At 30.8% G+C, this 26,705-nt stretch carries 24 protein-coding genes and 1 other annotated feature (1 of these 25 cut by a window edge); all 24 genes read left to right on the forward strand.

Annotation, left to right across the window (positions count from 1 at the left end; genetic code table 11):
- Positions 1-176: a binding site (T-box leader), on the forward strand; it begins 14 nt to the left of the window's first position.
- Positions 177-237: 61 nt separating this feature from the next.
- The 24 genes from alaS (at position 238) to pnpS (ending at position 26,577) form a co-directional block, all read left to right on the forward strand.
- Entirely contained in the window at positions 238-2,877 is a 2,640-nt protein-coding gene (gene alaS, locus BS101_RS08020; RefSeq protein ID WP_073538357.1) for an alanine--tRNA ligase, read from the forward strand.
- Between the two features lie 64 nt (positions 2,878-2,941).
- Positions 2,942-3,193, forward strand: a complete 252-nt coding sequence (locus BS101_RS08025; RefSeq protein WP_012101712.1) for an IreB family regulatory phosphoprotein — start codon at positions 2,942-2,944, stop codon at positions 3,191-3,193.
- 63 nt (positions 3,194-3,256) lie between these two features.
- Positions 3,257-3,670 (forward strand): Holliday junction resolvase RuvX, encoded by a 414-nt coding sequence (gene ruvX / locus BS101_RS08030; RefSeq protein ID WP_073538358.1) that lies wholly within the window; start codon positions 3,257-3,259, stop codon positions 3,668-3,670.
- Positions 3,671-3,712: 42 nt separating this feature from the next.
- Positions 3,713-3,967, forward strand: coding sequence for a DUF1292 domain-containing protein (locus tag BS101_RS08035; RefSeq protein WP_012101714.1), 255 nt, complete (start codon positions 3,713-3,715; stop codon positions 3,965-3,967).
- Between the two features lie 165 nt (positions 3,968-4,132).
- Complete coding sequence (locus BS101_RS08040; RefSeq protein ID WP_012101715.1) at positions 4,133-4,591, forward strand: Fur family transcriptional regulator; 459 nt, start codon at positions 4,133-4,135, stop codon at positions 4,589-4,591.
- Between the two features lie 37 nt (positions 4,592-4,628).
- Complete coding sequence (locus BS101_RS08045; RefSeq protein WP_073538359.1) at positions 4,629-6,296, forward strand: ribonuclease J; 1,668 nt, start codon at positions 4,629-4,631, stop codon at positions 6,294-6,296.
- A gap of 163 nt (positions 6,297-6,459) precedes the next feature.
- Positions 6,460-8,283 (forward strand): translational GTPase TypA, encoded by a 1,824-nt coding sequence (gene typA / locus BS101_RS08050; RefSeq protein ID WP_073538360.1) that lies wholly within the window; start codon positions 6,460-6,462, stop codon positions 8,281-8,283.
- 12 nt (positions 8,284-8,295) lie between these two features.
- The gene (gene mltG / locus BS101_RS08055) at positions 8,296-9,318 is read left to right on the forward strand and encodes an endolytic transglycosylase MltG (protein ID WP_073538361.1); all 1,023 of its coding nucleotides are present in this window, start codon (positions 8,296-8,298) and stop codon (positions 9,316-9,318) included.
- 15 nt (positions 9,319-9,333) lie between these two features.
- A complete protein-coding gene (locus tag BS101_RS08060) occupies positions 9,334-9,981 on the forward strand; it encodes an O-methyltransferase (RefSeq protein WP_073541193.1) in 648 nt (215 codons plus the stop codon).
- A 1-nt stretch (position 9,982) separates the two neighbouring features.
- Positions 9,983-11,206, forward strand: coding sequence for a peptidase U32 family protein (locus tag BS101_RS08065; protein WP_073538362.1), 1,224 nt, complete (start codon positions 9,983-9,985; stop codon positions 11,204-11,206).
- A gap of 77 nt (positions 11,207-11,283) precedes the next feature.
- Positions 11,284-12,945, forward strand: a complete 1,662-nt coding sequence (locus BS101_RS08070) for a penicillin-binding transpeptidase domain-containing protein (protein WP_073538363.1) — start codon at positions 11,284-11,286, stop codon at positions 12,943-12,945.
- 92 nt (positions 12,946-13,037) lie between these two features.
- Entirely contained in the window at positions 13,038-13,739 is a 702-nt protein-coding gene (sigK, locus tag BS101_RS08075) for an RNA polymerase sporulation sigma factor SigK (RefSeq protein ID WP_012101724.1), read from the forward strand.
- Positions 13,740-14,069: 330 nt separating this feature from the next.
- Complete coding sequence (locus BS101_RS08080) at positions 14,070-15,125, forward strand: type IV pilus twitching motility protein PilT (protein WP_073538364.1); 1,056 nt, start codon at positions 14,070-14,072, stop codon at positions 15,123-15,125.
- A gap of 161 nt (positions 15,126-15,286) precedes the next feature.
- Positions 15,287-16,561, forward strand: a complete 1,275-nt coding sequence (locus tag BS101_RS08085) for a glycosyltransferase family 2 protein (RefSeq protein ID WP_073538365.1) — start codon at positions 15,287-15,289, stop codon at positions 16,559-16,561.
- Between the two features lie 744 nt (positions 16,562-17,305).
- Complete coding sequence (gene ftsA, locus BS101_RS08090; RefSeq protein ID WP_073538366.1) at positions 17,306-18,574, forward strand: cell division protein FtsA; 1,269 nt, start codon at positions 17,306-17,308, stop codon at positions 18,572-18,574.
- Positions 18,575-18,593: 19 nt separating this feature from the next.
- Positions 18,594-19,712: a cell division protein FtsZ gene (ftsZ, locus tag BS101_RS08095; protein WP_073538367.1), complete on the forward strand. Its 1,119-nt coding sequence runs from the start codon at positions 18,594-18,596 to the stop codon at positions 19,710-19,712.
- A gap of 277 nt (positions 19,713-19,989) precedes the next feature.
- Entirely contained in the window at positions 19,990-20,787 is a 798-nt protein-coding gene (gene spoIIGA, locus BS101_RS08100) for a sigma-E processing peptidase SpoIIGA (protein ID WP_073538368.1), read from the forward strand.
- Positions 20,788-20,816: 29 nt separating this feature from the next.
- On the forward strand, positions 20,817-21,524 hold the full coding sequence (gene sigE / locus BS101_RS08105) for an RNA polymerase sporulation sigma factor SigE (protein WP_073538369.1): 708 nt from the start codon (positions 20,817-20,819) through the stop codon (positions 21,522-21,524).
- A gap of 73 nt (positions 21,525-21,597) precedes the next feature.
- Positions 21,598-22,371, forward strand: coding sequence for an RNA polymerase sporulation sigma factor SigG (gene sigG, locus BS101_RS08110; RefSeq protein ID WP_012101731.1), 774 nt, complete (start codon positions 21,598-21,600; stop codon positions 22,369-22,371).
- 55 nt (positions 22,372-22,426) lie between these two features.
- Positions 22,427-22,696, forward strand: a complete 270-nt coding sequence (locus BS101_RS08115) for a YlmC/YmxH family sporulation protein (RefSeq protein WP_073538370.1) — start codon at positions 22,427-22,429, stop codon at positions 22,694-22,696.
- A gap of 71 nt (positions 22,697-22,767) precedes the next feature.
- Positions 22,768-23,223, forward strand: coding sequence for a transcriptional regulator NrdR (nrdR, locus tag BS101_RS08120; protein WP_073538371.1), 456 nt, complete (start codon positions 22,768-22,770; stop codon positions 23,221-23,223).
- A gap of 149 nt (positions 23,224-23,372) precedes the next feature.
- Positions 23,373-24,101, forward strand: a complete 729-nt coding sequence (gene pgeF, locus BS101_RS08125) for a peptidoglycan editing factor PgeF (RefSeq protein ID WP_073538372.1) — start codon at positions 23,373-23,375, stop codon at positions 24,099-24,101.
- 43 nt (positions 24,102-24,144) lie between these two features.
- A complete protein-coding gene (locus BS101_RS08130; RefSeq protein ID WP_073538373.1) occupies positions 24,145-24,840 on the forward strand; it encodes a response regulator transcription factor in 696 nt (231 codons plus the stop codon).
- A gap of 9 nt (positions 24,841-24,849) precedes the next feature.
- The gene (gene pnpS, locus BS101_RS08135) at positions 24,850-26,577 is read left to right on the forward strand and encodes a two-component system histidine kinase PnpS (RefSeq protein ID WP_073538374.1); all 1,728 of its coding nucleotides are present in this window, start codon (positions 24,850-24,852) and stop codon (positions 26,575-26,577) included.
- The last annotated feature ends 128 nt before the right edge of the window (positions 26,578-26,705 follow it).

Consider the following 26,705-nt stretch of genomic DNA (forward strand, 5'->3'; position numbering starts at 1 on the left):
TAGAAGAAGTAAATATATTCTTATATGTAAAGAGAGGAAGTGGATGGTGTAAAGCTTCTCATATAGGGTTTATTGAAGGCTGTCTAGGAGCCTATTATGGTGTTTGAGAGATATGGGTTTTATAGTTTTAAATCTGTATAATTAGGGTGGTACCGCGAAAAACTTTCGTCCCTTTTATGGATGGAAGCTTTTTATTTTTTAAAATTATATATGATACAATAAAAAGGAGAGATGAATATGGAAAAATTAGGGTTGAATCAAATTAGAGAAATGTATTTAAGTTTTTTTGAAAAAAAAGCACATCTGAGATTGCCCAGCTTTTCTCTAGTACCTCAGAATGATAAAAGTTTGCTTTTGATAAATGCGGGTATGACTCCACTTAAGCCTTATTTTACAGGCCTTAAGGTTCCACCTAGTAAAAGAGTAGCTACCTGTCAAAAGTGTATTAGAACTGGAGATATTGAAAATGTGGGGAAGACATCAAGACATGGTACTTTCTTTGAAATGCTGGGAAATTTTTCTTTTGGAGATTATTTCAAAAAAGAAGCAATTCCCTGGGCTTGGGAATTTATTACAGAAGTTTTGAAGCTTCCCAAAGATAGATTATATGTTACAATATATTTAGATGATGATGAGGCACATGATATATGGGTTAAAAGTACAGATGTGGATCCTTCTAAAATTTTCAGATTAGGAAAAGAAGATAATTTTTGGGAGCATGGTGTAGGTCCCTGTGGCCCTTGTTCGGAGATTTATTATGATAGAGCACAGGAAAAAATAAACAGTGTAGAAGAATTTGTAGAAGCAGCTGATAATGATAAAATAGTTGAATTCTGGAATTTAGTTTTTACTCAATTTGACAAAGATGAAAATGGGAATTATAATAGACTTTCCAACCCTAATATAGATACAGGCATGGGACTTGAGAGAATGGCTACTATAATGCAGGAAGAAAATAGTATATTTGAAGTAGATACTATAAATGCTATATTAAAGGAAGTATGTAATATATCTGGAACAAAATATAATGAACACAAAAATAATGATATATCTATAAGGATAATAACAGATCATATAAGAAGTATTACTTTTATGATAAGTGATGGTATACTTCCATCTAATGAAGGGCGGGGATATGTGCTCAGAAGGCTTTTGAGGAGGGCAGCAAAGCATGGTAAGTCCCTGGGCATAAGTGATAGATTCTTATATAAACTTTCTGATGTTGTTATAGATAATTCTTGCGAGAGTTATCCTAAATTGAAAGAGAGAGAAGAGTACATAAAAAAAGTTATAAGGCTTGAGGAAGAGAGATTTGATGAGACAATAGACAGCGGAATGAAGATCTTAAATGAATTTATAGAGGAATTAGAAAATAGTAATAGTCTGCTCCTTGAAGGGGAAAAAGCCTTTAAATTATATGATACTTATGGTTTCCCAATAGAACTTACTGAAGAAATATTACAGGAAAAAAATATGGGGGTAGACTTAGAGGAATTCAACCAAAAAATGCAGAATCAAAAGGAAATGGCAAGATCTGCCAGGACAGAAACTAATTATATGGGAGCAGAAGATACTGTATTAAATAAAATTCCCCTGTATATAGACACTGTATTTGAAGGCTATGGCAGCTTAGAGTCCACTTCAAAGGTCAAACTTATGATAAAAGAAGGAGAGTTTGTTTCTCTCTTAAGCCAGGGGGAAAAAGGTGTTATATTAGTATCTAACACACCATTTTATGCAGAAATGGGAGGACAGGTAGGAGATAAAGGTATCATATATAATGAAAATTTTAAAGGTAAGATAATAGACTGTAAAAATAATGTAGCGGGAAAAATACTTCATTTTGTCGAAGTAATTTCAGGAAGTGTAAGTTTAGAAGATACTGTTTTACTGAATGTGGATAAAAATAGAAGAGATGATATAAGAAGAAATCATACTTCCACCCATCTTTTGGGAGAGGCATTAAGGAGGGTACTAGGAGAACATGTACACCAGTCCGGTTCTTATGTAGATGAACATCGATTAAGATTTGATTTTAACCATTTTGAAGCTTTAAATGATAAACAATTAAGAGAAGTTGAAGATCTGGTAAATGAAAATATAAGAAAGGCAAAAACAGTAAACACTAATTTAATGTCTTTAGAAGAAGCAAAAAAGAGTGGAGCGGTAGCAATTTTTGATGGTAAGTATTCAGATGAAGTAAGAGTTGTTTCAATAGGAGATTTCAGCAGAGAACTTTGTGGAGGTACTCATGTAGGTAATTCTGGAGAAATAGGACTGTTTAAAATAGTTTCAGAATCAGGAATAGCAGCTGGCATAAGGAGAATAGAAGCTGTTACTGGAAGAGAGGCAGTTGAATATTTATATTCAAAAAGTGATATGCTAAAGGAGATAGCAAATAAATTTAAATGCTCTGAAAAAGAAATTGTCCATAAATTAGATTTACAATTTAATGAATTAAGGGAAGTAAGAAAAGAACTAGAAGAGTTTAAGATAAAATTAGCGGGTAGTGCAGAGGAGAGCATTTTAAATGGTGTTAAGATTGTTAAAGGAATAAATTTGTTTACAGGGATATTAAAGGATGTAGATGGAAATGCACTCAGAGAACTGGCAGATAAAATTAGAAGCAAGTCACAAAATTCAGTAGTTTTACTAGGAAGTAACGTAGAAGGAAAGGTAAACTTGGTAGCTATGGCAACTAAGGATGCGGTGGAAAAAGGAGTTCATTGTGGTAAAATTATAAAAGAAGTGGCAGCTGTTACTGGAGGAGGTGGAGGCGGCAGACCTGATATGGCTCAAGCTGGTGGAAAATTTCCAGATAAATTAGAAGAAGCAATAGGAAAATGCAGTGCGATTATGGAAAAAATAGTTAAGTAGTATACATTTTATAAAATATGCTTTATAATATATTTAATTAGAATTGTTAGCGGGGTGAATATATATGAGCAAGGATAATACCATTCAGTTTGATATTTCTGAAAGTAAGAAGGCTTTAACTAGAGAAATATTAACTGAAGTTTATGATTCGCTAATTAAAAAGGGATATAATCCTGTAAATCAATTGGTAGGGTATTTGATTTCAGGTGATCCGACTTATATAACAAATTATAATGGAGCAAGGTCATTGGTTAGAAAGCTTGAGAGAGATGAAATACTTGAAGAAGTCTTAAAAGCATATTTAGGTATAAAATAAGAATGTCCTTTTTGGACATTTTTATTTTAAATATGACAATAATAAAAATAGGAGAGTAATAATTTGAGAATACTTGGATTGGATGTGGGAAATAAAACTATAGGAGTGGCTTTAAGTGATCCATTAGGAATAACTGCGCAGGGAATTACTACTATAAAGAGAAAGGGGGAAGATAAAGATATTGAGGAACTAAAAACCATATGTGATAAATATAAGGTGGAAGTAATTGTTTGTGGGCTGCCTAAAAATATGAATGGAACTTTAGGACCTCAAAGTGAAAAGGTATTAAAATTTTGTAATATTATAGAGGAAGTTATAAATTTGCCTATAAAAATGTGGGATGAGAGACTTACTACAGTGGCGGCTAACAGAGCCATGCTGGAAGCGGATTTGTCTAGGGCAAAGAGAAAAAAAATAGTGGATAAAATGGCGGCTACCTACATATTGCAGGGGTATTTAGATAGAATTTCAAAATAAAATTATTTTTGACATTAATCTTATAAGAGAGGTAATTTTAATATGGAAAATGATGTTAGCAGTTTAATGCTGGAGGATGAAAAGGGAGATAAGGTCAAATTTCAGGTGGTGACTAAATTTGATATAGAAGATAGAGAGTATATAATTGTAGTGCCTGAGGAAAATGAAGATTCTAAGGAGGCAATAGTACTAAAAATAGTTGAAGGGGAAGATGGAAGGGAAGCATTCATAACAGTGGAAGATGATGAGGAATTCAATCAGGTTTCAGAAGTTTATGAAGCTCTGTTTAATGATTAAAATAGTTTGTTAATGTTAAAACTAAAGGCTATAAGAGAGTCTATAGCTTTTAGTTTTAATATTAACTGATTTTCAATTGACAGCTATATTATGCTATATTAGACTTATACTGTGATAGTTTGTTTTAGGAATATTTTAAATTTAAAGGTGAAACGGGGTATAGTAATGTCGAAGCTTTCTACTTCAGAAATAGAGAGGTTAAAAAATAGTTTGAAAGAAAAGGGATATAAACTTACACCACAAAGACGGGCTGTAGTAGATATTATAATAAAGAATGAAGGAAAACATCTCACTACAGAGCAGATATATGATCAGGTTAAAATTGATTGTCCTGAAATTGGCTTGGCTACAGTTTATAGGACTGTACAGCTTTTAGAGGATATAGGAGTTATATGTAAATTGGATTTAAATGATGGGTGTAATAGATATGAAATAGTCCATAGGGAAGAAAACCATCATCACCATCATCTAATATGTACTAAATGTTCTAAAATAATTGAAGTAACTGATGATCTTTTGGAGTCTTTGGAGAGAAAAATAGAAGGAAAATATAATTTTAAAATCCTAAATCATAGTCTGAAATTTTATGGTATATGCAGTGAATGTACAAAAAAATCAAAATAAATATAAATAAATATAAAGAGAAGGAGGGAAGATTTTTTTGCGTAAAGAAAAAGAAAAAGTAAAAATTATTCCATTAGGTGGATTGGGTGAAATCGGGAAAAATCTTACGGTAATAGAATTTAAAAATGATATAATAGTAATTGATTGTGGTTTGAAGTTTCCCGATGAAGAAATGTTGGGTATAGACGTGGTTATCCCCGATATTACTTACCTGAAAAAAAATATTGACAGGGTAAGAGGAATATTTTTGACCCATGGACATGAAGATCATATAGGGGCATTACCTTATGTTCTCAAGGAAATTAATGTGCCAGTGTATGGTACCAAATTAACTCTGGGTATTGTTCAAACCAAGCTAAAAGAGCACAATTTAATTGATACAGTAGATCTTAAGTGCGTAAAAGCAAGAGATGTAATTAAATTAGAGAGTATGTGGGTAGAATTTATAAGAACTAGCCACAGCATAGCAGATTCCATGGCTATTGCTATACACACTTCAGCGGGTATTATACTCCATACGGGAGATTTCAAAGTTGATTATACACCCATTGATGGAAGTGTAATTGATTTAGCCAGATTTGCAGAACTTAGCAAAAAAGGTGTAACTGTTATGCTGTGTGATAGCACCAACGTGGAAAGACCAGGTTATACCATGTCTGAAAGAACTGTGGGAGAGGCCTTTGAAAAATTTTTTGCTTCTGCAAAAAGTAGGATAATAGTAGCAACTTTTGCTTCAAATATTCACAGAATACAGCAGGTTATTACTGCGGCAGAAAAGTATGACAGAAAGGTAGCAGTTTCTGGGAGAAGTATGGAAAATATAGTAGAAGTAGCTACAGAACTAGGATATCTAGATATTAAAAAAAATACAATTATAAATATAGATAATATAAATAAATACAATGGCAATAAAATAACTATAATAACCACTGGAAGTCAGGGGGAGCCCATGTCAGCTCTTTCGAGAATGGCAGCTTCCGAACACAAGAAAGTGAGTATTATTCCGGGAGATACTATAATAATTTCAGCTAATTCCATACCTGGAAATGAGAAATTAATTTCCAAAGTTATAAATCAATTGTTTAAAAAAGGAGCAGATGTAATATATGAAGCCTTGGCGGATGTACATGTATCTGGCCATGCTTGTCAGGAGGAACTAAAATTAATACACACTATTGTAAAACCTAAGTTTTTTATACCGGTACATGGGGAATATAGGCATTTAAAACAGCATGCAGATTTAGCTATAAGCCTTGGGCTTTCTCCAAATAATGTAATTATAGCAGACAATGGTGATGTTATAGAAGTTTCCAAGGATTCTATAAGAAAAAGTGGTACAGTAGTATCTGGACAGGTATTTGTAGATGGTCTTGGGGTAGGAGATGTAGGAAATATAGTTTTAAGGGATAGAAGGCATCTGTCTCAGGATGGAATACTTACAGTAGTAATTACTATGGAGAAAGAAAGTGGAAGTGTTATTGCAGGACCTGATATAATATCTAGAGGTTTTGTTTATGTTAGAGAGTCTGAAGATTTAATGGAAGAAGCAAAAGAATTAGTGAGAAATGCTTTGAATGAATGTGAGAAAAAGCATATTACTGAATGGGCAAATATAAAGTCTAATGTGAAAGAGGTACTTAGGTTGTTTCTGTATGAAAGGACAAAGAGAAAGCCTATGATATTACCTATAATTATGGAAGTATAATGCTTCTTTATCAAGAATATTTGTAAAGTTGACATTTTAATACTATAATATTAAAATGAGTGTATTATAATTTTGATTGGATACAAGAGAGTATCCAATTTTTTCAGTATATGTATATATTTTGACACATATACATACCTAATTTCAAATTGGAGGAATAATAATGGATTTATTTACAAGAAATGACATAAGAAATGTGGCAATAATTGCCCATGTTGATCATGGCAAAACCACATTGGTAGATGCACTTTTAAAACAGAGTAATATATTTAGAGCAAATGAAAAGGTAGAAGAAAGGGTTATGGATTCTAATGCCCTTGAAAGAGAAAGAGGAATTACCATACTTTCAAAAAATACTTCTGTAGTACATAAAGGAGTTAAAATAAATATTGTAGATACCCCAGGACATGCTGATTTTGGAGGAGAAGTTGAGCGTGTGCTTGAAATGGTAGATAGTGTTTTATTAGTAGTGGATGCCTATGAAGGACCTATGCCCCAGACAAAATTTGTTTTAAAGAAGGCACTGGAGCTAAAGCTTGAGCCTATAGTTGTGATAAATAAAATAGATAGACCAGATGCAAGGGCTTCTGAAGTTTTAGATGAAATATTTGATTTATTTGTAGAATTGGGTGCCAGTGATTCTCAGCTTGACTTTCAGGTGGTATATTGTTCCGCCAAGGCAGGTTTTGCAAAGTATGAAATAGAAGATGATTCAGCTACTATGGAACCTTTGTTTGATACTATAATAAAAAATGTTCCTGCGCCTGAAGGGTATATTGATATGCCACTGCAGATGCTGGTAACCACAATAGATCATAATGAATATGTAGGCAGAATAGGTGTGGGGAAAATAACTAGAGGAACTATAAAGAAAAATCAGCAGGTTGCATTAATAAGAAGAGAAAATAAAATAGAAAATGTAAAGGTATCTAATCTGTACACATATAATGGACTTAAAAAGGAAGAAGTAAATGAGGCTAAACTTGGTGATATAGTTGCAGTTTCAGGCATACAGGACATAAATATAGGAGAAACTATTGCAGATATATTAAAACCTGAAGCTATTGCTTTTGTCAATATAGATGAGCCTACGCTGAGTATGAACTTTATGGTAAATGATTCCCCTTTTGCTGGAAAAGAAGGGAATTTTGTTACTTCCAGGCATTTGAGGGATAGACTTATGAAGGAACTGGAGACTAATGTATCTCTTAGGGTGGAAGAAACTGATTCACCTGACTGCTTTAAGGTAAGTGGAAGAGGAGAACTTCATCTTTCAATATTGATAGAGACTATGAGGAGAGAAGGATATGAGTTTCAGGTTTCAAAACCTACAGTTATATTTAAAGAAAAAGATGGAAAGAGGTTAGAGCCTATTGAACATCTTATTATAGATGTGCCGGAAGAATTTATGGGAGTAGTTATGGAGAAATTAGGGCCTAGAAAAGCTAATATGGTAAACATGACCTCTGCAGTAAATGGCTATGTTAGATTGGAATTTAAAATACCTGCAAGGGGGCTTATTGGATTTAGAAATGAATTTATGACGGATACTAAAGGAAATGGCATAATGAACCATCTTCTTGATGATTATGAAGAGTATAAAGGGGACATACCTGAAAGAACAAGGGGATCACTTGTGGTGTTTGAAACGGGAACATCCATAACCTATGGGCTCTATAATGCTCAGGAAAGAGGCACATTGTTTATAGGACCAGGAGTGGAAGTATATGAAGGAATGATAGCTGGAGAGTGTTCTAGAGCGGAGGATATAGAGGTAAATGTATGCAAAAAAAAGCATCTGTCAAATACCAGATCCTCTGGAGCTGACGAAGCTTTAAAATTAGTACCTTTAAATGAAATGACTCTGGAAAAATCACTGGAGTTTATAGCGTCAGATGAACTGGTGGAAGTAACTCCTAAAAGTATAAGAATGAGAAAGAAGATATTGAATTCGGAACAGAGAAGGAAAGCCATGAGAAAAAAATAGGAAGGATTGTTAATGGTGAAAAAAAACTTAAAAAGTATTTTTTTACTCTGTAGTTTGGCTTTAATCATAATAGCGGGTGTTTTATATTTTGTGGTGACAAGCATAAAATACCCTCTTAGGTATAATAAAGGTAAAGTAAATATCAGTATAAATAATGAAAAAAATTTATCTCAGGTGGTAGATAAATTAGAAAAAGAAAAATTAATAAAAAATGCATTTATATTAAAATGGTATATAAACAGACATTTTGGAGATATTGGAGTAAAAAAGGGAATATATTCTTTTTCTAATAATATAACTTTAGATAATTTTGAAACTTACCTAAAGACGGGAATCAAAGATGATGAACCTGTAAAAGTTTTAATACCTGAAGGATATGATATAGAACATATAGGAACTGTTTTGGAGAAAAAGGGTATAATATCAAGTGCAGATTTTTTAGAAAGCTGTAAAAACTATGAATTACCTGATTTTATAAAAGCAGATTCTGAAAGAAGATATAATTTAGAGGGATATCTCTTTCCAGATACGTATGAATTTTTAAAAGGAAGTAGTGGAAAAGCTATAATTGATGTTATGCTGGATAGATTCAATCTGGTTATAGAAGAAATAGAGAAGGATACCCATGTACAATTAGAAGGTAATAACCTTGGTGATATAATAACCATGGCTTCCATAGTGGAAAAAGAAGTGGAAATTCCAGAAGAAAGAGGAAAAGCAGCTTCTGTGTTTTATAACAGATTACAAAAAGGAATGAAGCTTCAATCTTGTGCCACAGTATTATATGCCCTAGGAGTGCATAAGGATAAAGTATATTATAAAGATTTGGAAGTTGATTCTGTGTATAATACTTATAAAGTGAGTGGACTTCCAGAGGGACCTATATGCAATCCGGGAAAAGGATGTATCCTGGCAGCTATAAAACCTTCTAATACAAACTATCTTTATTTTGTTTCCAATAATGATGGCACACATTTTTTTACGGATGATAACGAAAAGTTTTTACAGGTAAAAGAGGCTACCCAGGGAGATTGATTTTTGGAGGAAAAAATGAGTAATGTTGCACATAATTATATAGAGTGTTATATAAGATCATTAATAGAAGAACATAAGGATGTATTAAAAGAGCTAGAGGACTACGCAAAAGAAAATTCCGTACCCATAGTTCAAAGGGAAGTAGCAAAATTTTTGGAACTTATGATAAATATAAAGAAACCTTTAAAAATTTTGGAACTTGGAACAGCCATTGGTTATTCTGCAATTTTAATGAGCATAAGTTCTGGGAAAAAAAGTTTAATAACCACTGTGGAGAGAGATAAGAATATGGTGAAAGTTGCCAGATCCAATATAGAAAAGTATAAATTTATAGATTGTATTCAGGTTATTGAAGGAGACTGTCTGGAGGTACTTAAAAGTACAAAAGAAGAATATGACTTTATATTTATGGATGCAGGTAAAGGACATTACAATCAATTTCTACCTTATTGTCTTAAATTATTAGATAAGGATGGAATAATAGTGGCAGATAATGTACTTTTTAGAGGAATGGTGGCATGGGATAAATTGGTAGTGAAAAGAAAAATAACTATAGTTAAAAGAATGAGAGAATATTTAAGTAATATATCTGACAATAATAAATTTGTTACATCAATTATACCTATGGGGGATGGTATAGCCGTTACAGTGAGGAGGAATTGATATGAAGAAACCAGAGCTTTTAGCCCCAGCTGGAAACTTGGAGAAACTAAAGACAGCCATAAATTTTGGGGCTGATGCAGTTTATCTTGGAGGAAGCAGACTGAATTTAAGGGCCTTTGCAGATAACTTTACAGATGAGGAGCTAAGAGAAGGAATAGAGTATGCCCATAGTAGAGGCAAGAAGGTATTTATAACTGTAAATGTATTTCCTCACAATGAAGATTTAAAAGGATTGGAAGATTATTTAAAAAAATTATATGAATTAAAAGCAGATGCAATACTTGTGTCAGATCCGGGAATAATAATGACTGCAAAGGAAGTTGTCCCTGATTTGGAATTGCATTTAAGTACTCAGGCCAATAATGTGAATTGGAAGTCTGCCAGCTTTTGGCATAGTCAGGGTATGAAAAGGATAGTGCTTGCAAGAGAGTTATCCTTCCAGGAAATAAGAGAGATAAGGGAACATCTATCAGAAGACTGTGAAATAGAAGCTTTTGTTCACGGTTCCATGTGTATATCCTATTCAGGTAGGTGCATGCTTTCAAATTACATGACAGGAAGAGATTCAAATAGAGGCCAGTGTGCTCAACCCTGTAGATATAAGTATTATTTAATGGAGGAAAAAAGACCTGGAGAATATTTTCCTGTATTTGAAGATGATAGAGGAGCTTATATACTAAATTCAAAAGATCTCTGCATGATAGAGCATATTCCTGAATTAGTAGAATGTGGTATAAACTCATTTAAAATAGAGGGAAGAATGAAAAGTTCTTATTATGTGGCTACTGTAGTAAAAGCTTATAGAAGAGCTATTGATGCCTATTTTAAGGATCCAAAGAATTATGTGTTTCAAAATAAATGGATGGAAGATTTGATTAAAGCAAGTCATAGAGTTTATTTTACAGGATTTTATTTTGGGGATACTTCTAGTGAAATCCATGAGACTTCTTCTTATATAAGAGATTACGATATAGTAGGTATAGTGAAGAGTTATGATGGCCGCAAGGGCATAGCAGTTATAGAACAGAGAAATAAAGTTTTTGATGGAGATAATGTAGAGGTATTGAGACCAGAAGGAGACAGCTTTTATGTAAATCTAGATGATATGAAAGATGAAGAAGGTAAAAAAATAGAAGCTGCACCGGTGGCTCAAATGATATTTACAGCTAAAGTAGGTAGAGAGCTTCAAGAGGGAGATATGCTTATAAAATTAAAAAAATTGTAAATATATTTCAATAATTATTTATTGATGAATAAAATGCCTTATTTTGGACAAAAATTTAGTCTAGATGAGGTGTTTTTATGTTGAAAATAAATAGAAATTTAATAAAGAATAGGCAGTGCATTTTATTTTTAATTTTTAATATTATATTTCTGATGCTGTATTTTAAAATAATAAGCCTGCAGTATTTAAAAGAAGATGAACTTAGTGTAATGGCTAATTCTCAGTATTCCTATAAAGAATCTTTAACAGATGCCAATTATATACTATATGATTGTAATGGACAACAGCTTATGAATTATAATAAAGAGTATTATGTTGTAATATCACCAGACATATTTTTGAAGGATAATCCAGATGTGAATTCAGAAAGCATGTTGACATTAATATATACTCTTAGAAACTATAATGAGAATTATGATCTGGCTAAGGTTGGCATATTGAATACCAGTGAAAAATTATACTATCAGATTGACTTAAGTACTTATAATAAATTAAAAAATATACATGATGTAAACGGATTTTATACATATGAATATTCCCCTTTAAATAGAACTGGAGTATGGAGTATAGAAAATTTACTGTTAAATCCCAAGAGAACTGCGGATAATACAATGAAATCTAAGGATTCTCTGGAGATGAAGATATATGAAAAGACTAAGGATAATGAAAAGTCTCAAATTGTATTTGAAAGGGATGCAAACGGTAAAATAATAAACCAAAAAACTACTTTGCCTGAAAATAATGTAAATGTAAGGTTAACTTTAGATAAAAGCGTACAAAATGGCATAAAAGAAATATTAAATACCAGTGAAAACAAAAATTTTGGCCAAATTGGAGTTGTGCTAATGGAAGCCAGTACTGGAAAAATAAAAGCTCTAGTACAAAAAGATGATACAAAACCTAATGTGAATTTAGGTATTGCTACTAATCATGGTTTTTTTCCGGGCTCTACATTTAAAGTTATTGTAGAAGAAGCTGGACTTGATAAAGGCATAATAAAAACAAATGATAAATTTACCAGTAAGGGGTTATATGGAGAAGAGAGCGAAAAGTATAATGTTTTAACACCAGAGGAAGCTCTGACACTGTCTTCTAATGATGTATTTGCACAAATAGGTAATAAAGTTGGATTTAATAATTTTTATGATAATGCAAAATCTCAGGGATTATTTGACAAAGTTTTAAATTTAGATGGAGAGAAAGAAGGAATATTTGAAGTCAAAAATCCTAATGTTAGTGATGGTAGTGTAGGACTTGCAGCTATAGGGCAAAATGTAAGAATAACGCCAATAGAAGCTATAAGTATACCAAATACGGTTGTAAATGATGGAGTGTATGTTAAACCTTATTTATTAGATGCTTATGTAGATAACCAAAATAATACTATAGAATCCTTAAATACAACAAGTAACTCCGTAATAAAAAAATCTACTGCAGAAGAGATGAAAGCTCAAATGATAAATGTGGTAGAAAATGGAACCGGTGAAGCTGCATATATAGATGGTATGGAAATAGGAGGAAAGACTGGAAGCACTCAAAGGATAGAATTGACAGGACAAAATAAAAATGCAGAAGAACACTCTGATGGATGGTTTGTAGGATTTTTTAAGGTTTCTGGAAAATATTATTCTATGGCTGTATTTGTTCAAGATATAGACAAAGATAGTGAAAGTGGAGGAAACACGGCAGCTCCAATTTTTAAAAATATAGTTTTAAAGATAACACCTTATTTAAAATAAAATATAAAAAATTAAATAAATTTCTTTATATATGCACTTTTTAAAAAGGCTGTTCATAGTATATTAATAAGCACTATTAGGAGGAGCAGCCAGTGTTTTTAACAAATTGCTTATTAGACATTCTAGGAAATGTAGTGTTTATGACAGCTTATGTTACTAATAATAGTTCATTTCCTCAACCTTTAAATGATGAAGAAGAAAGATATTATTTAAGGAAATTAAAAGAAGGAGATTTGCTTGCTAAAAGTATTTTAGTGGAGAGAAATTTAAGACTGGTAGCACATATTGTAAAAAAATATTCATATCCTGGTAAAGATGTGGATGATTTGATTTCTATTGGAACTGTGGGGTTAATTAAAGCAATAGATTCCTTTGATTCATGTAAGGGTACCAGGCTTGCAACATATGCGGCAAAATGCATAGAAAATGAAATATTAATGCTTATAAGGAATAATAAAAAAATTAAAAATGAAGTATATCTTCAGGATCCAATAGGTGTAGATAAGGAAGGCAATGAAATATCTCTTATGGATGTACTAAGTAGTGATGAAGATTCTATAATTGAAATAGTAGAACAAAAAATACAAGTAAAAAAATTATATTCTAAAATAAATACCTGTCTATCTCAAAGGGAAAAAAGTGTAGTGGAAATGAGGTATGGGCTTTTAGAAGGCAAGCCAAAAACTCAGAGGGAAATAGCTAAAATTCTGGGAATATCTAGATCTTATGTATCCAGAATTGAAAAAAAAGCTTTAAAGAAGTTATATAAAGAACTAAATTATGGTGCAAAGTAATATTAGGAGCAATAATGAAAGTAGAATTAATGTTTTTAATAAATTCCATTGTATATGTTAGGTTATATATCAAAAATTATAATAAAACATATACGTGGAATTTATAATAGTATTTATATATCTTTAGGTTCTATAAAAAATAACTTTATCTAAATTTAAAATATATATAAAAATTTAGAAATAAAAGACGATTATAGATAAGGAGTAGTTTACCTAATGGCTAGCAAATTTATCTTTAGTCAATTGCATAGTGTAAAAGTAGCTGTTATGAGTCTTATTTTTATACATTAATAGTGTAAATAGCAAATGTGTGTGAAAGGGGAGCCTAAAGTGGTATCACTAAAAAATTTATTGGAAAAAACTATAGAGGAAAATGCATCAGATTTACATCTCACAGTGGGAGCGCCTCCTGTTATGAGAATAGATGGAAAACTTAAAAGATTGGGAAAGGAAAAATTGCAACCATCAGATACAGATAGATTTAGTAGAGAAATATTAGAAGAAGATTATGAAAAGTATATGAAAATTGGTGAAATTGATATATCTTTTTCTGTAGCAGGACTTGGAAGATTCAGAGTAAATGTGTTTAAACAAAGAGGGAGTAGTGCTATTGCAGTAAGAGTTGTAGGATTGAAGGTACCTACTTTAAATGAACTTAATTTTCCTCCAGTGATAAAAGAATTATTAAGTCATAAGAGAGGATTAAATCTAGTAACAGGTCCTACCGGCTGTGGAAAAAGTACAACCCTAGCAGCTATGATAAATGAAATAAATTCTAATAGAGCAGCCCATATAATAACCCTTGAAGATCCTATAGAATATTTACATAAGCATAATAAGTCTTTAATAAGTCAAAGGGAAATAGGCAAGGATTCTTTAAGCTATGCTAATGCTTTAAAGGCAGTATTAAGAGAAGATCCTGATGTGATTTTAGTCGGAGAAATGAGAGATTTAGAGACAATATCTATTGCACTTACTGCTGCTGAAACTGGCCATATGGTGCTTTCTACTTTACATACTGTAGGTGCAGCTCAAACTATAGATAGAATTATAGATGTATTTCCACCTCATCAACAACAGCAAATAAAAATACAGTTATCTGCAGTAATAAAGGGAATAGTATCTCAGCAGCTTTTATCAAAGTCAAATGGAGATGGAAGAATAGCTGCACTTGAAATTATGATTGCCACAGAGGCTATTAAAAACATGATAAGGGAAGGCAAGACTCACCAAATAGAATCTTCTATACAAACGGGTATAAAATATGGAATGAAAACAATGGACATGTCTTTAGCAGAACTTTATAGAAAAGGATATATAACTTATGAATCTGCTCTTGCCTATTCTATCGATCACAATATACTTACTCGGATGATGTCTTTATAAATAGGATATAATAAAAAATAAAACTGAAGAGTTTTATTTTTTATATAAAGCTGTTTTACAATTCTCTTAACCATGTAAAAATAATTTACATAATTAAGAGAATTGCTATAGTAATTAATTCTTATTTATGCTAAAATAACCTTGAATTAGGGGGGATTAAATTGAGCATATTTAAAGAAATAATTCTTAATGCCTCTCGTGTTTTAACTTACATGGTCTATATAATATCAATATATTATCTGTGTATATCGTTTTTTGGAATATGGAAAAGAAGGGATGAACAAGAGGTAGAGCCTAAGAATAGTTTTGCATTAATTGTAGCTGCTCATAATGAAGAAATTGTAATTAAAGATATTTTAGAAAGCTTAAATGGACTTGAATATCCTAAAGAATTATATGATGTTTTTGTTATTGCAGATAACTGTACGGATAAGACGGCAATAAAAGCTAGAGAAAAAGGTGCCCTAGTGTATGAAAGGGTTGACGGTAGTAAAAGAGGTAAAGGATATGCACTGGAATGGATGTTTCGAAAAATTTTTAACATGAAAAGAAAATATGATGCAATTGCTATATTTGATGCGGACAATCTTGTACATAAAAATTTTTTAAAAGAGATGAATAAACAACTTTCTAGGGGGTATAAAGTTGTCCAGGGATATTTAGATAGTAAAAATCCTTATGATACTTGGATAACAGGAAGCTATTCCATAGCATTTTGGACCTGTAATAGAATGTTTCAACTAGCTAGAAGTAATTTGGGATTGTCAACCCAGTTAGGTGGAACTGGTTTTTGTATAAATACAGATATTTTACAGAAATTAGGATGGGGTGCAACTTGTCTTACAGAAGATTTAGAATTTACCTGTAAGTTGGTTTTATATGGGTATAAAATAGGATGGGCTCATAATGCTATAATATACGATGAAAAGCCTCTTACACTTTTTCAATCATGGAAACAGCGTAAGAGGTGGATGCAAGGGTTTGCAGATGTATCAAGCAGATATTTTTTTAAACTTATAAAAAAATCAATAAAAACTTTTGATTTTGTTCTCTTTGATTGTGCTCTATACAGCATTCAACCTATAATAACTGTACTCATAGGATTATCTGTTGTAAGTGGAGGAGTTCAGTATCTTATGAGAACATACCACCTAATATCCAATTTTAATACAGTGGTATATTCAGTGAATTTTAATTTGCTTACAATATCAGCGGTGTTACTTTCAATATTACAATTTATATATACTCCATTTATGTTGGTTTTAGAAAAAAAATTAGATTTAAAAATATTTTTTTACTACATAGTTTATCCTATTTATGCAATTACATGGTTTCCTATCTCGGTGCAGGGTATTATGAATAAAAATGATAAAGAATGGAGTCACACTACCCACAGTCGAAGTATAAAAATAAAAGAATTAGAGAAAGTTAATTAAGGTTATAAATATAATTTTGATTTAAGGGAAAAAACTGTAGGTTTTTTCCCTTAAATATATATTAGGGTTAATTTGGAATATATCATAATATAATTAGTTTAATATTATAAATATATTCCAATATAATAACATTACTATGAATAAATTTAATATTTTATATGAAATTACTATGAAATTATATTTAAAAAAATTAATGAATTGTAAATGAAATAAAGTTTCAGGAGGAAAAAAGGCTTTGTTTTGGATAAATATGAATTTAATTCCAATCCATATTATTTAACTGTATTTGAGATTTTATTAAAATGTGATAAAATATAAGAGGAAATTTAGCTTTTTTGTTGAATATATATTTTTGACGGTTTCCTTTATTCTATGGTTGATAATTTAATACTTTAGTTAATTCAATTATAGGTAGTAATATATAATTTTATTATTAGGAATGAAGTAAGTTAAGTTGCTAGTAATAATTTGTATGAAGATTAAATTGTCCTAAGATTTGAATTAAGTAGTGTTTTTGATATATCAAATGATTTTAATATTCACATGGAGTTTGCTATGATAAATAGTTTTCTCCACATGAATTTTAGAAAAACTTATCTGGAAACGCAGTAGTGATTATTCTCTATTTTAAACAATCTGGAGATATTAGTAACAGATGGATGTTTCTGGATAAATTAATGATAAGTGGTAAAAATCCACTTGAATCCGAAAAGTCTGTTTATGAAAAAAAGGGGGACATACTTTATGAGTGGATATATAATTGGAATAGATATAGGCTCATCCAATATTTGTGCTGCAGCAGGAAAAGTGGAAAGAAACGGAAAGATGCAAATATTAGGGATAACTTCTTCAGGCTGTAATGGTGTGAAGAAAGGAATAGTTGTGGATATAGATAAAACCTCTGAATCTATAAAAAATTGCATAAGTTCATTGGAGAGAATGATAGATATTAAAATAAATGAGGCATATATATCTTTGCCTGGAGGAATAAGTGAACTTATTTGGAATAAAGGGGTAATTGCTGTATCGTCAGAAGATCGTGAAATAAGGTATAACGATGTTAAAAGAGTTTTAAAAGCAGCTAAAATTATTACTATTCCAAACGACAAAGAAGTTATAGGGGTAATACCTGAGCAGTACATAATTGACGGTTATGATAATATAAAAGACCCTATTGGTATGAATGGACTTAGACTGGAAGTGGATGCCCAGATAATACTGGCTCGTTCAACCATAATAAACAATATTTTTAAAAGTGTAAATAAGGCAGGAATAAAGGTGCTTGGAATAGTATTTCAACCTATAGCTATATCCCAAGTAGTATTAAAAGAAGAGGAGATTCAAAGGGGAGTAGCTCTTGTAGATGTGGGTTCAGAGTCTATAAATATTTATATATATGAAGGAGGAATTTTAAGAAGTATAAGTACTATAGCTTTAGGTGGAAGTATTATAACAAATGATATTGCAGTATGTCTTAAGCTTCCTTTTTCAGAGGCAGAAAAACTTAAAATAAAATATGGGAGTGTAAGTGCGGATCCAGGGAAGAAAAGCTTAAAAATAGAGGTTAATGCAGACTATAATAAGGTTAAAGTTGATTATGATATTTTAGTTCAGATTATGGAAGCTAGGGTTGAAGAATTATTCTCTATAATAGATAAGGAAGTAAGAGTTTCTGAATACTATGATAAGCTTTCAGGTATAGTTTTAGTAGGAGGGGGTATAGCTACAATAAAGGGTATAGAAGATTTTGGTAAAAATCTGTTAGAAAAATTTATGAGGATTGGAACTACGAAATATATAGGGGCCTCAAGTCCGCTGTATGTTACAGCAGTTGGTATAGTAAAGGATGTTTCTAATTCAATAAAATATAAAAATATAGATACTACAACGAATAAAAATGAAGATGTAACTAGTTATGAGGAAATAGCTGTGGGATTAGGAAAGAAGAATGATAAGGATAAACATATGGGGTTTGTAACAAAAATAAAAGAATTTTTTACGGACTTTTTTTAATAAGGGAGGTTTAGGTATTGTGTTAGATTTTGATGTAGATGTTCAGCAATTTGCACAGATAAAAGTAATAGGATGTGGCGGCGGGGGAAATAATGCAGTAAATAGAATGATAAAAGAAGGATTAAAAAATGTTGAGTTTATAGCTATAAATACAGATAAACAGGCATTAATGCTTTCACAGGCGTCGCAAAAAATACAGATAGGAGATAAGCTTACTAAAGGACTTGGAGCAGGAGCAAATCCTGAAATAGGACAAAAAGCTGCAGAGGAGAATAAGGATGAGATAACACAAGCTATAAAAGGGGCAGATATGGTATTTATTACAGCAGGAATGGGAGGCGGAACTGGAACTGGGGCGGCACCTATAATTGCAGAAATTGCTAAATCCATGGGAATACTCACAGTAGGAGTAGTTACAAAGCCTTTCCCTTTCGAGGGCAGGAAAAGGATGCTGCATGCAGAAATGGGTATAAAAAATTTAAAGGATAAGGTAGATACCTTAGTTACAATTCCAAATGAAAGACTTCTTTCTGTAGTAGATAAAAAGACAACTTTAATGGAATCTTTTAGATTTGCGGATGATATATTAAGACAAGGTGTACAAGGTATATCAGATTTAATAACCATACCTGGTCTTGTAAATTTAGATTTTGCAGATGTAAGGACAATTATGATAGATAAAGGTCTTGCTCACATGGGAGTAGGGAAAGGAAATGGAGATAATAGAGCACAGGATGCTGCAAAGCAGGCTATATCCAGTCCGCTGCTGGAAACCTCTATAGTAGGAGCTACTGGAGTTCTACTGAATATAACTGGTGGACAGGATCTTGGATTATTAGAAATAAATGAAGCTGCAGAAATAGTTCAGGAAGCGGCAGATCCTGACGCTAATATAATATTTGGAGCTGTTATAGATGAGAATATAAAAGATGAAATAAGAATTACAGTTATAGCCACAGGTTTTGAAGCTGAAAAGGATGAAATTAAAGAAGATTTAACTGTAAAAAAGGATATTAAAAAATCTCAATCCAATAATATAATCAATAGTAAAAATGAAGCTGCTGCTTCTGTGGAATATGACAAGTTTAATGAAAATGATTTAGAAATACCTGCTTTTTTAAGAAGGCAGAAAAAATAAAAAATCCACATATGGCAATTAATTGCCATATGTGGATTTTTTATTTTTTTGCATACCTTACTTTCCACAAGTTCTTCTTATATCAAAAATCAATAACAATCTACAATCACTAAAAAGTTATTAAAGGGAAAGAAATTGTTAAGAATAAAAGGAAAATTATTGGCATAATATAGAAAATAAAAATATTATATACAATTGCAAAATGACAAAATTTTCAAATTTATAAGTATATAATATAAATAGATATTAATAAATTATGGCTGGAGGTGAACAATAATTGGTTGTATATTTAGATTTATTAATTTTAATAAATTTGATAGTGAATTTTTTTCTGTTATATATTACTGGAAGAACTTTGAAATTAATGATAAATTTTAAGCGCATTTTTTTAGGAGCTTTTATAGGAAGTATATATACAATTACGTTAATTTATCCTTGCCTAAGCATTTTTTCCACATTATATTTTAAATTAATAGTGGCAGTGGTATTAGTCTATGTTTCTTTCGGTAATAAAGGTATTATAACTGACTTCAAAATTTTATGTATATTTATACTATACTCTATGCTTTTAGCAGGGATATGTATGTTTATTCAATATAATAGATATTCATATGTAAATAGTGCTATGATAACTAATTTTCCATATCAATGGCTCTTTGTTTCACTTATGATATGTTATATAACTATCGATAGATTAGTAATTTATATTAAGGATAGAAGAGACCTGTTTACCCTAGTTTACGAAGTAGATATTATATTTAAAGATAAAGAAAAAAAAGTAAAAGCTTTCTTAGATACGGGAAATGAATTACGAGAGCCTGCTACCAATCTACCTGTAGTAATAGTTGAAAAATCTGTGTTTGATAGTGTGAACTTAGAAGAGTTCGGGAAATTTTATATACCCTATAGGGTTATAAATGGTTCTAATGGAAAGCTTCTGGGATTTAAACCGGATATAATAAAAATAAATTTTGGAAAGGAGGTAAAATATAGGGAAGTTATAATTGCTCTTTGTCAGGATAAGTTAAGTCAGCTTGATGATTATCATGCTCTTTTATCTAGAGGAGTAATATAAGTAAAAACAATTGATAGTGGAGGGTAATTATGCTTAAGTTAAAAATATTATTAAATAGAATACTGACAAAATTTAAATTTGCCATAAGAAATATATATTATATAGGGGGAAATGATGTATTGCCTCCTCCTCTTAGCAAAAAGGAGGAAGAGGATTTAGTATCTAGATTAGTTTCGGGAAATGAAAAGGTAAGATCAACCCTTATAGAAAGAAATTTAAGATTAGTAGTTTATATAGCTAGGAAATTTGAAAACACAGGAGTAAATGTAGAAGATTTAGTATCTGTAGGAACTATAGGACTTATAAAAGCAGTGAATACCTTCAATCCTGAAAAAAAGATAAAATTAGCTACATATGCTTCAAGATGTATAGAAAATGAAATACTTATGTATTTAAGAAGAAATAGTAAAGTAAAGGCAGAAATTTCTTTTTATGAACCTTTAAATGTAGACTGGGATGGAAATGAATTATTGTTATCCGATATTTTAGGAACAGATAATGATGTGGTGTATAGTTTTATAGAAGATGAAGTGGATAAGCAGCTTTTGGTCATTGCCATGAAAAAATTAAGTGACAGAGAAAAAGAAATAGTTAATTTAAGATTTGGGTTAAATGGTAAAAAAGAAAAAACTCAGAAGGAAGTTGCGGACTTACTTGGTATATCACAATCCTATATTTCCAGGCTTGAGAAGAGAATAATAAGAAGACTAAGAAAAGAAATAAATAAAATGTTATAAGTTTGTCTTTAGTATAAAATTCAGCGTCTTAGTAAATACTTAAAATGCTATATATTCTAAAGGGGCTGATTACATGATAATTAATAAGGTTGAAATTTGTGGCGTAAATACATCAAAATTGCCAGTTCTAAAAGAAAAAGAAATGAAGGAACTCTTAATAAAAATGCAGCAGGGAGATAATGACGCTAGAGAAAAATTTATAAAAGGCAATTTAAGATTGGTGTTAAGTGTAATACAGAGATTTAATAACAGAGGAGAAAATGTAGATGATCTATTTCAAGTAGGATGTATAGGGCTTATAAAGGCTATTGACAATTTTGATTTAAGTCAAAACGTTAAATTTTCCACTTATGCAGTACCTATGATTATAGGAGAAATAAGAAGATATTTAAGAGATAACAATTCAATAAGAGTGAGTCGTTCTCTTAGAGATATTGCGTATAAAGCACTGCAGGTTAGGGATAAATTAATAAGGGAAAATAATAAAGAACCTACTATATCACAAATAGCTAAAGAACTGGAATTGCCAAGGGAAGAAGTAGTATTTGCACTGGATGCAATTCAGGATCCTGTATCTTTATTTGAACCCATATATCACGATGGCGGGGATGCAATTTATGTAATGGACCAAATAAGTGATACAAAAAATGTTGATGAAAATTGGCTTGAAAATATATCTATAAAAGAGGCAATGAAAAAATTAAACGATAGAGAAAAATTAATACTTAACTTAAGATTCTTCGATGGAAGAACTCAAATGGAAGTAGCACATGAAATAGGAATATCACAGGCACAAGTTTCAAGATTAGAAAAAACTGCATTAAGGCACATGAGAAAATATGTATAAAATTTTGAATTTATTGTTTGGTTTATATTAATAAAAAGATGGAGGGATTACATATATGGAATTACAAAAAGATTTATTTTCTTTAACTAATTTAAGAGATATGGAAGTTATAGATATAAATACGGGAATAAAGTTGGGATTTATAAAAGATTTAAAAGTAAATTGCGAGGAACATAGGATAATATCTATTATTTTACCTTCCCAAACAGGTAAAGTATCTTTCTTTAACAAAAATGAAGATTTGGAAGTACCTTGGGATAATGTGAGAAAAATAGGGGTGGATGTAATTTTGGTAGATGGAGAAAATATATCGGATAAAAAGTAATAATTAGTAGAATTTTCGTTCTAAAGGTGTATAATTATTTATATACTATATTAAAAAGGACGTGAATAAAATTGAAATGCCCTTATTGTGGATATGGAGAAAGTAAGGTGGTGGATTCCAGAGCTACAGATGACAAAATGGCTATAAGAAGAAGAAGAGAGTGTTTAAAATGTACTAAAAGATATACAACCTATGAAAAAATTGAAAATGTTCCCCTGCTTGTCATAAAGAAAAATATGAGTAGGGAATATTTCGATAGAACAAAAATATTAAATGGACTTATGAAAGCCTGTCAGAAGAGACCAGTTTCAAGAAAACAGATTGAAGAAATAGCAGATGAAGTGGAGAAGAAAATAAGTAATAGTGTACTCACAGAAATAAATTCTTCTGATATAGGGGAAATGATTATGGAAAGTTTAAAAAAAGTAGATGAAGTATCCTATGTGAGATTTGCATCTGTATATAGGCAATTTAAAGATATAAATACTTTTATGGAAGAGATAAAAAATTTGATTTCTAATAGATAAAGTGGTCAATAGATATTCACCACTTATTTTTTTATCCCTAATTTGTTAAATCAAAGTTAAAAAAATATATATACTGCTATTGTTTGATAAAGAATGTTAAAATATATTTAAATAAAGTTCATTATAAAGCTAAAAATATGGAGGATAATATGGAAAGAATTTTAATTGAAGGGTATGAGTTTATAAAGATAAATTTTCCAGGAGCATCAGCGGTATTTTCAACGGCTAAGAATAATTTGAATTTTAACAAGTTAGAAGACATAGGGAGAAAAAATATTAATAATTTAAAAGGTTGGTTCAATCTAAAAAGTATAGGATATTTAAATCAAGTTCATGGATGCAACAGTATAATCTATAGAGGCAATCTAGAAGATGCAGATGGAATAATTACAAATGTACCCTATGAGGCTGTAGGAGTATTTAATGCAGATTGTGTTCCTGTGCTTTTATACGATAGAAAAGAAAAAGTTATAGCGGCAGTTCATAGTGGGTGGAGAGGTACTTTATCCTGTATTGTTTTAAAGACCATAGAAAAACTTCAAAGGGATTTTAAAAGTGATCCTTTCAATATATCAGCGTGTATAGGACCACATATTTGCAGCTCTTGTTATGAAGTGGGTGAAGAGGTAATAAATGAATTTAAAAATTCAACTTTTTATAAAGATAAATATATATTTGAAGGGCGGAATCTGAGTTTAAAAGAATGCATTTTATACCAGCTAAAAGATAGTGGAGTACGGAATGAGAATATAAGTTCTTTGGATATTTGTACTTCTTGTAACACAGAATATGAGCTGTATTCTTACAGGAAAAATAAATATCAGGGAAGACTTTTTTCTTTTATTTATCTTAATTCTCCTATAAATCGTGAATCGTGAACTGTGAATCGTGAATTGTGAACTATACAAAAGGGGTGTAATCATGTCAAAAGAAAAAATATTAATAGTAGATGATGAAGAGCATATATGTGAACTTATTAAATTCAATCTTGAAAATAATGGATATAAAACCATCATAGCTTCAGAAGGAATGGAAGCACTAAAAATGGCAAAGGAGGAAAGACCAAAACTTATTTTGCTTGATGTCATGCTTCCAGGAATGGACGGGTATGATGTATGCAAAGAAATAAGAAAAGATGAGTCAATAGCCTCTACTCCTATAATGATGATAACTGCCAGAGGAGAGGAATTTGACAAGGTTCTGGGATTGGAACTTGGGGCGGACGACTATATTACCAAACCTTTTTCTGTAAGAGAATTATTGGCTAGAGTGAAGGCTATACTAAGAAGAACTGCTATAAAAACTTTAGATAAGTACTATGTGTTTGGGGACATAAGTATAGATTTTGACAGACATGAAGTGCTTAAAAATGGAGAAAAAGTAGAATTGACACTTAAGGAATTTGAACTTCTTCAGATGCTTATAAAAAATAAAGGCAGAGTTATGACCAGAGATTTTCTGCTTGATAAGATATGGGGATATGAATATGTAGGGGAAACTAGAACTGTAGATGTTCATATAAGGCACATAAGACAGAAGATAGAAAGCTGCGATAAAAAACCTAAATATATTGAAACCATACGTGGAATCGGTTATAGATTTAACTGGAAAGAATAACGGGATAAAATGAAAAAAAAATTAATGTTATCTATGGTATCTACCCTTATATTTAGTATGATAATAGCTACTTTGCTATTTATAGTGATTGAAAATCGTGAATATATAAAAAATATGAAAGATACTTTAAAATTAAACAATGAAATTATAATGAATATAATAAAAAATGAAAAAATAGAGGATAAAAGCAGTTTTCTTAAAAAAATCTTTTCAAATGAAATTATGAGGGTGACTCTTATAGACAAAAATGGAAAAGTTCTTGGAGACTCCATGGCAGAGGAGTATACCATGAGTAATCATAACTTGAGAAAAGAAGTACAAGAAGCCAGAAAGGATGGAACAGGATATGATATCAGAATAAGTGATACCACACATAAAAAAACATTATATTTTGCTACCGTCTTTGAGAATGGATATGTAATACGAAGTTCATTAACCATGCAGACAATAAAAGGATTTGAGAATAATTATTTAAGATATTATATATTTATAATGTTCTTTTCAATATTAATATCTTTAATATTTGCCTCAAGACTTTCAAGATCAATAGTAAGGCCTTTGAAAAAACTTCAATATACTACTTTTAGTATAGCCAGTGGTAACTTAAATAAAAGGGTTATAATTAATTCTAAAGATGAAATAGGAAGGCTTAGTAAAACTTTTAATCACATGGCGGATAAACTGGAAAATACATTAAAGGACTCCATAGATAAAACAAATAAACTGGAAGCTATACTAAAAAGTATGGATAATGGAGTGATAGCAGTAGATACCAGTTATAAAATTATAATGATAAATCCCTATGCAAAAAAAATATTTGGAATTTCAAAAGATGTAATAGGGGAAAATTTAATGGACAGTATAAGAGATTTTGAATTGGAAGATATATTTAAAAGCGTAAAGAAGGAATATAAAGAGATTAGAATATTAAGACCTAAAGAGAGGGATTTAAGAATAAAAACAGATTATATTATAAATAGTAATGAAAAGATAGGTATAGTGGCGGTAGTTCAGGATATAACGGATATAAAAAGACTAGAAAATATGAGATCACAATTTGTAGCCAATGTTTCTCATGAACTAAAAACTCCACTTACATCCATAAAGGGATTTGCAGAAACTCTAAAATACGTGAAGGACGTAGAAAATAGAAATAAATTTTTAAACATAATAGATGATGAAGCGGAGCGTCTTACACGGCTGATAAATGATATACTTACACTTTCTCATATAGAAAGTAATGAAATGGATAAAATGGAACTTATAAATATAAATGGAATAATGGATGATGTATGTTATATGATGAAACCTTTTGCAGGTAAAAAGCATATAAAAATCAAGAAAATAAGCTGTGAGATGCCTGATATATGGGGGGATGCAGACAGGTTTAAACAGATGGTTATAAACTTAGTGGACAATGCAATAAAATATACCAATAATGGAGGATGGGTTAAAGTTGGTACAGCACTTCAGGACAATAACTGTTTAATATGGGTAGAAGATAATGGAGTAGGTATTTCCAAAGAGCATCAGGAAAGATTATTTGAGAGATTTTATAGAGTTGATAAAGCAAGATCCAGAAGTCAGGGAGGGACAGGGCTTGGCCTTGCCATAGTAAAACATATAATTTTAAAATTTAGTGGCACTATAGAATTAAACAGTGAGATTGGCAGGGGCAGTAAATTCACAGTTAGAATACCTATAGATATTAATAATAAGCAGAAATATGATAATTGAATAATTATATAGATTAGGTTAACATCTGATATATTTTAAAATATTGGATGTTAATTTTAATTAACATAGTTATAATAAAGGATTAACTTTAGTGGAATATTATAAGTACTGTGGAAATTGAAGTTGTT

Source organism: Clostridium kluyveri (genome assembly GCF_001902295.1).
GTDB lineage: Bacteria > Bacillota > Clostridia > Clostridiales > Clostridiaceae > Clostridium_B > Clostridium_B kluyveri_B.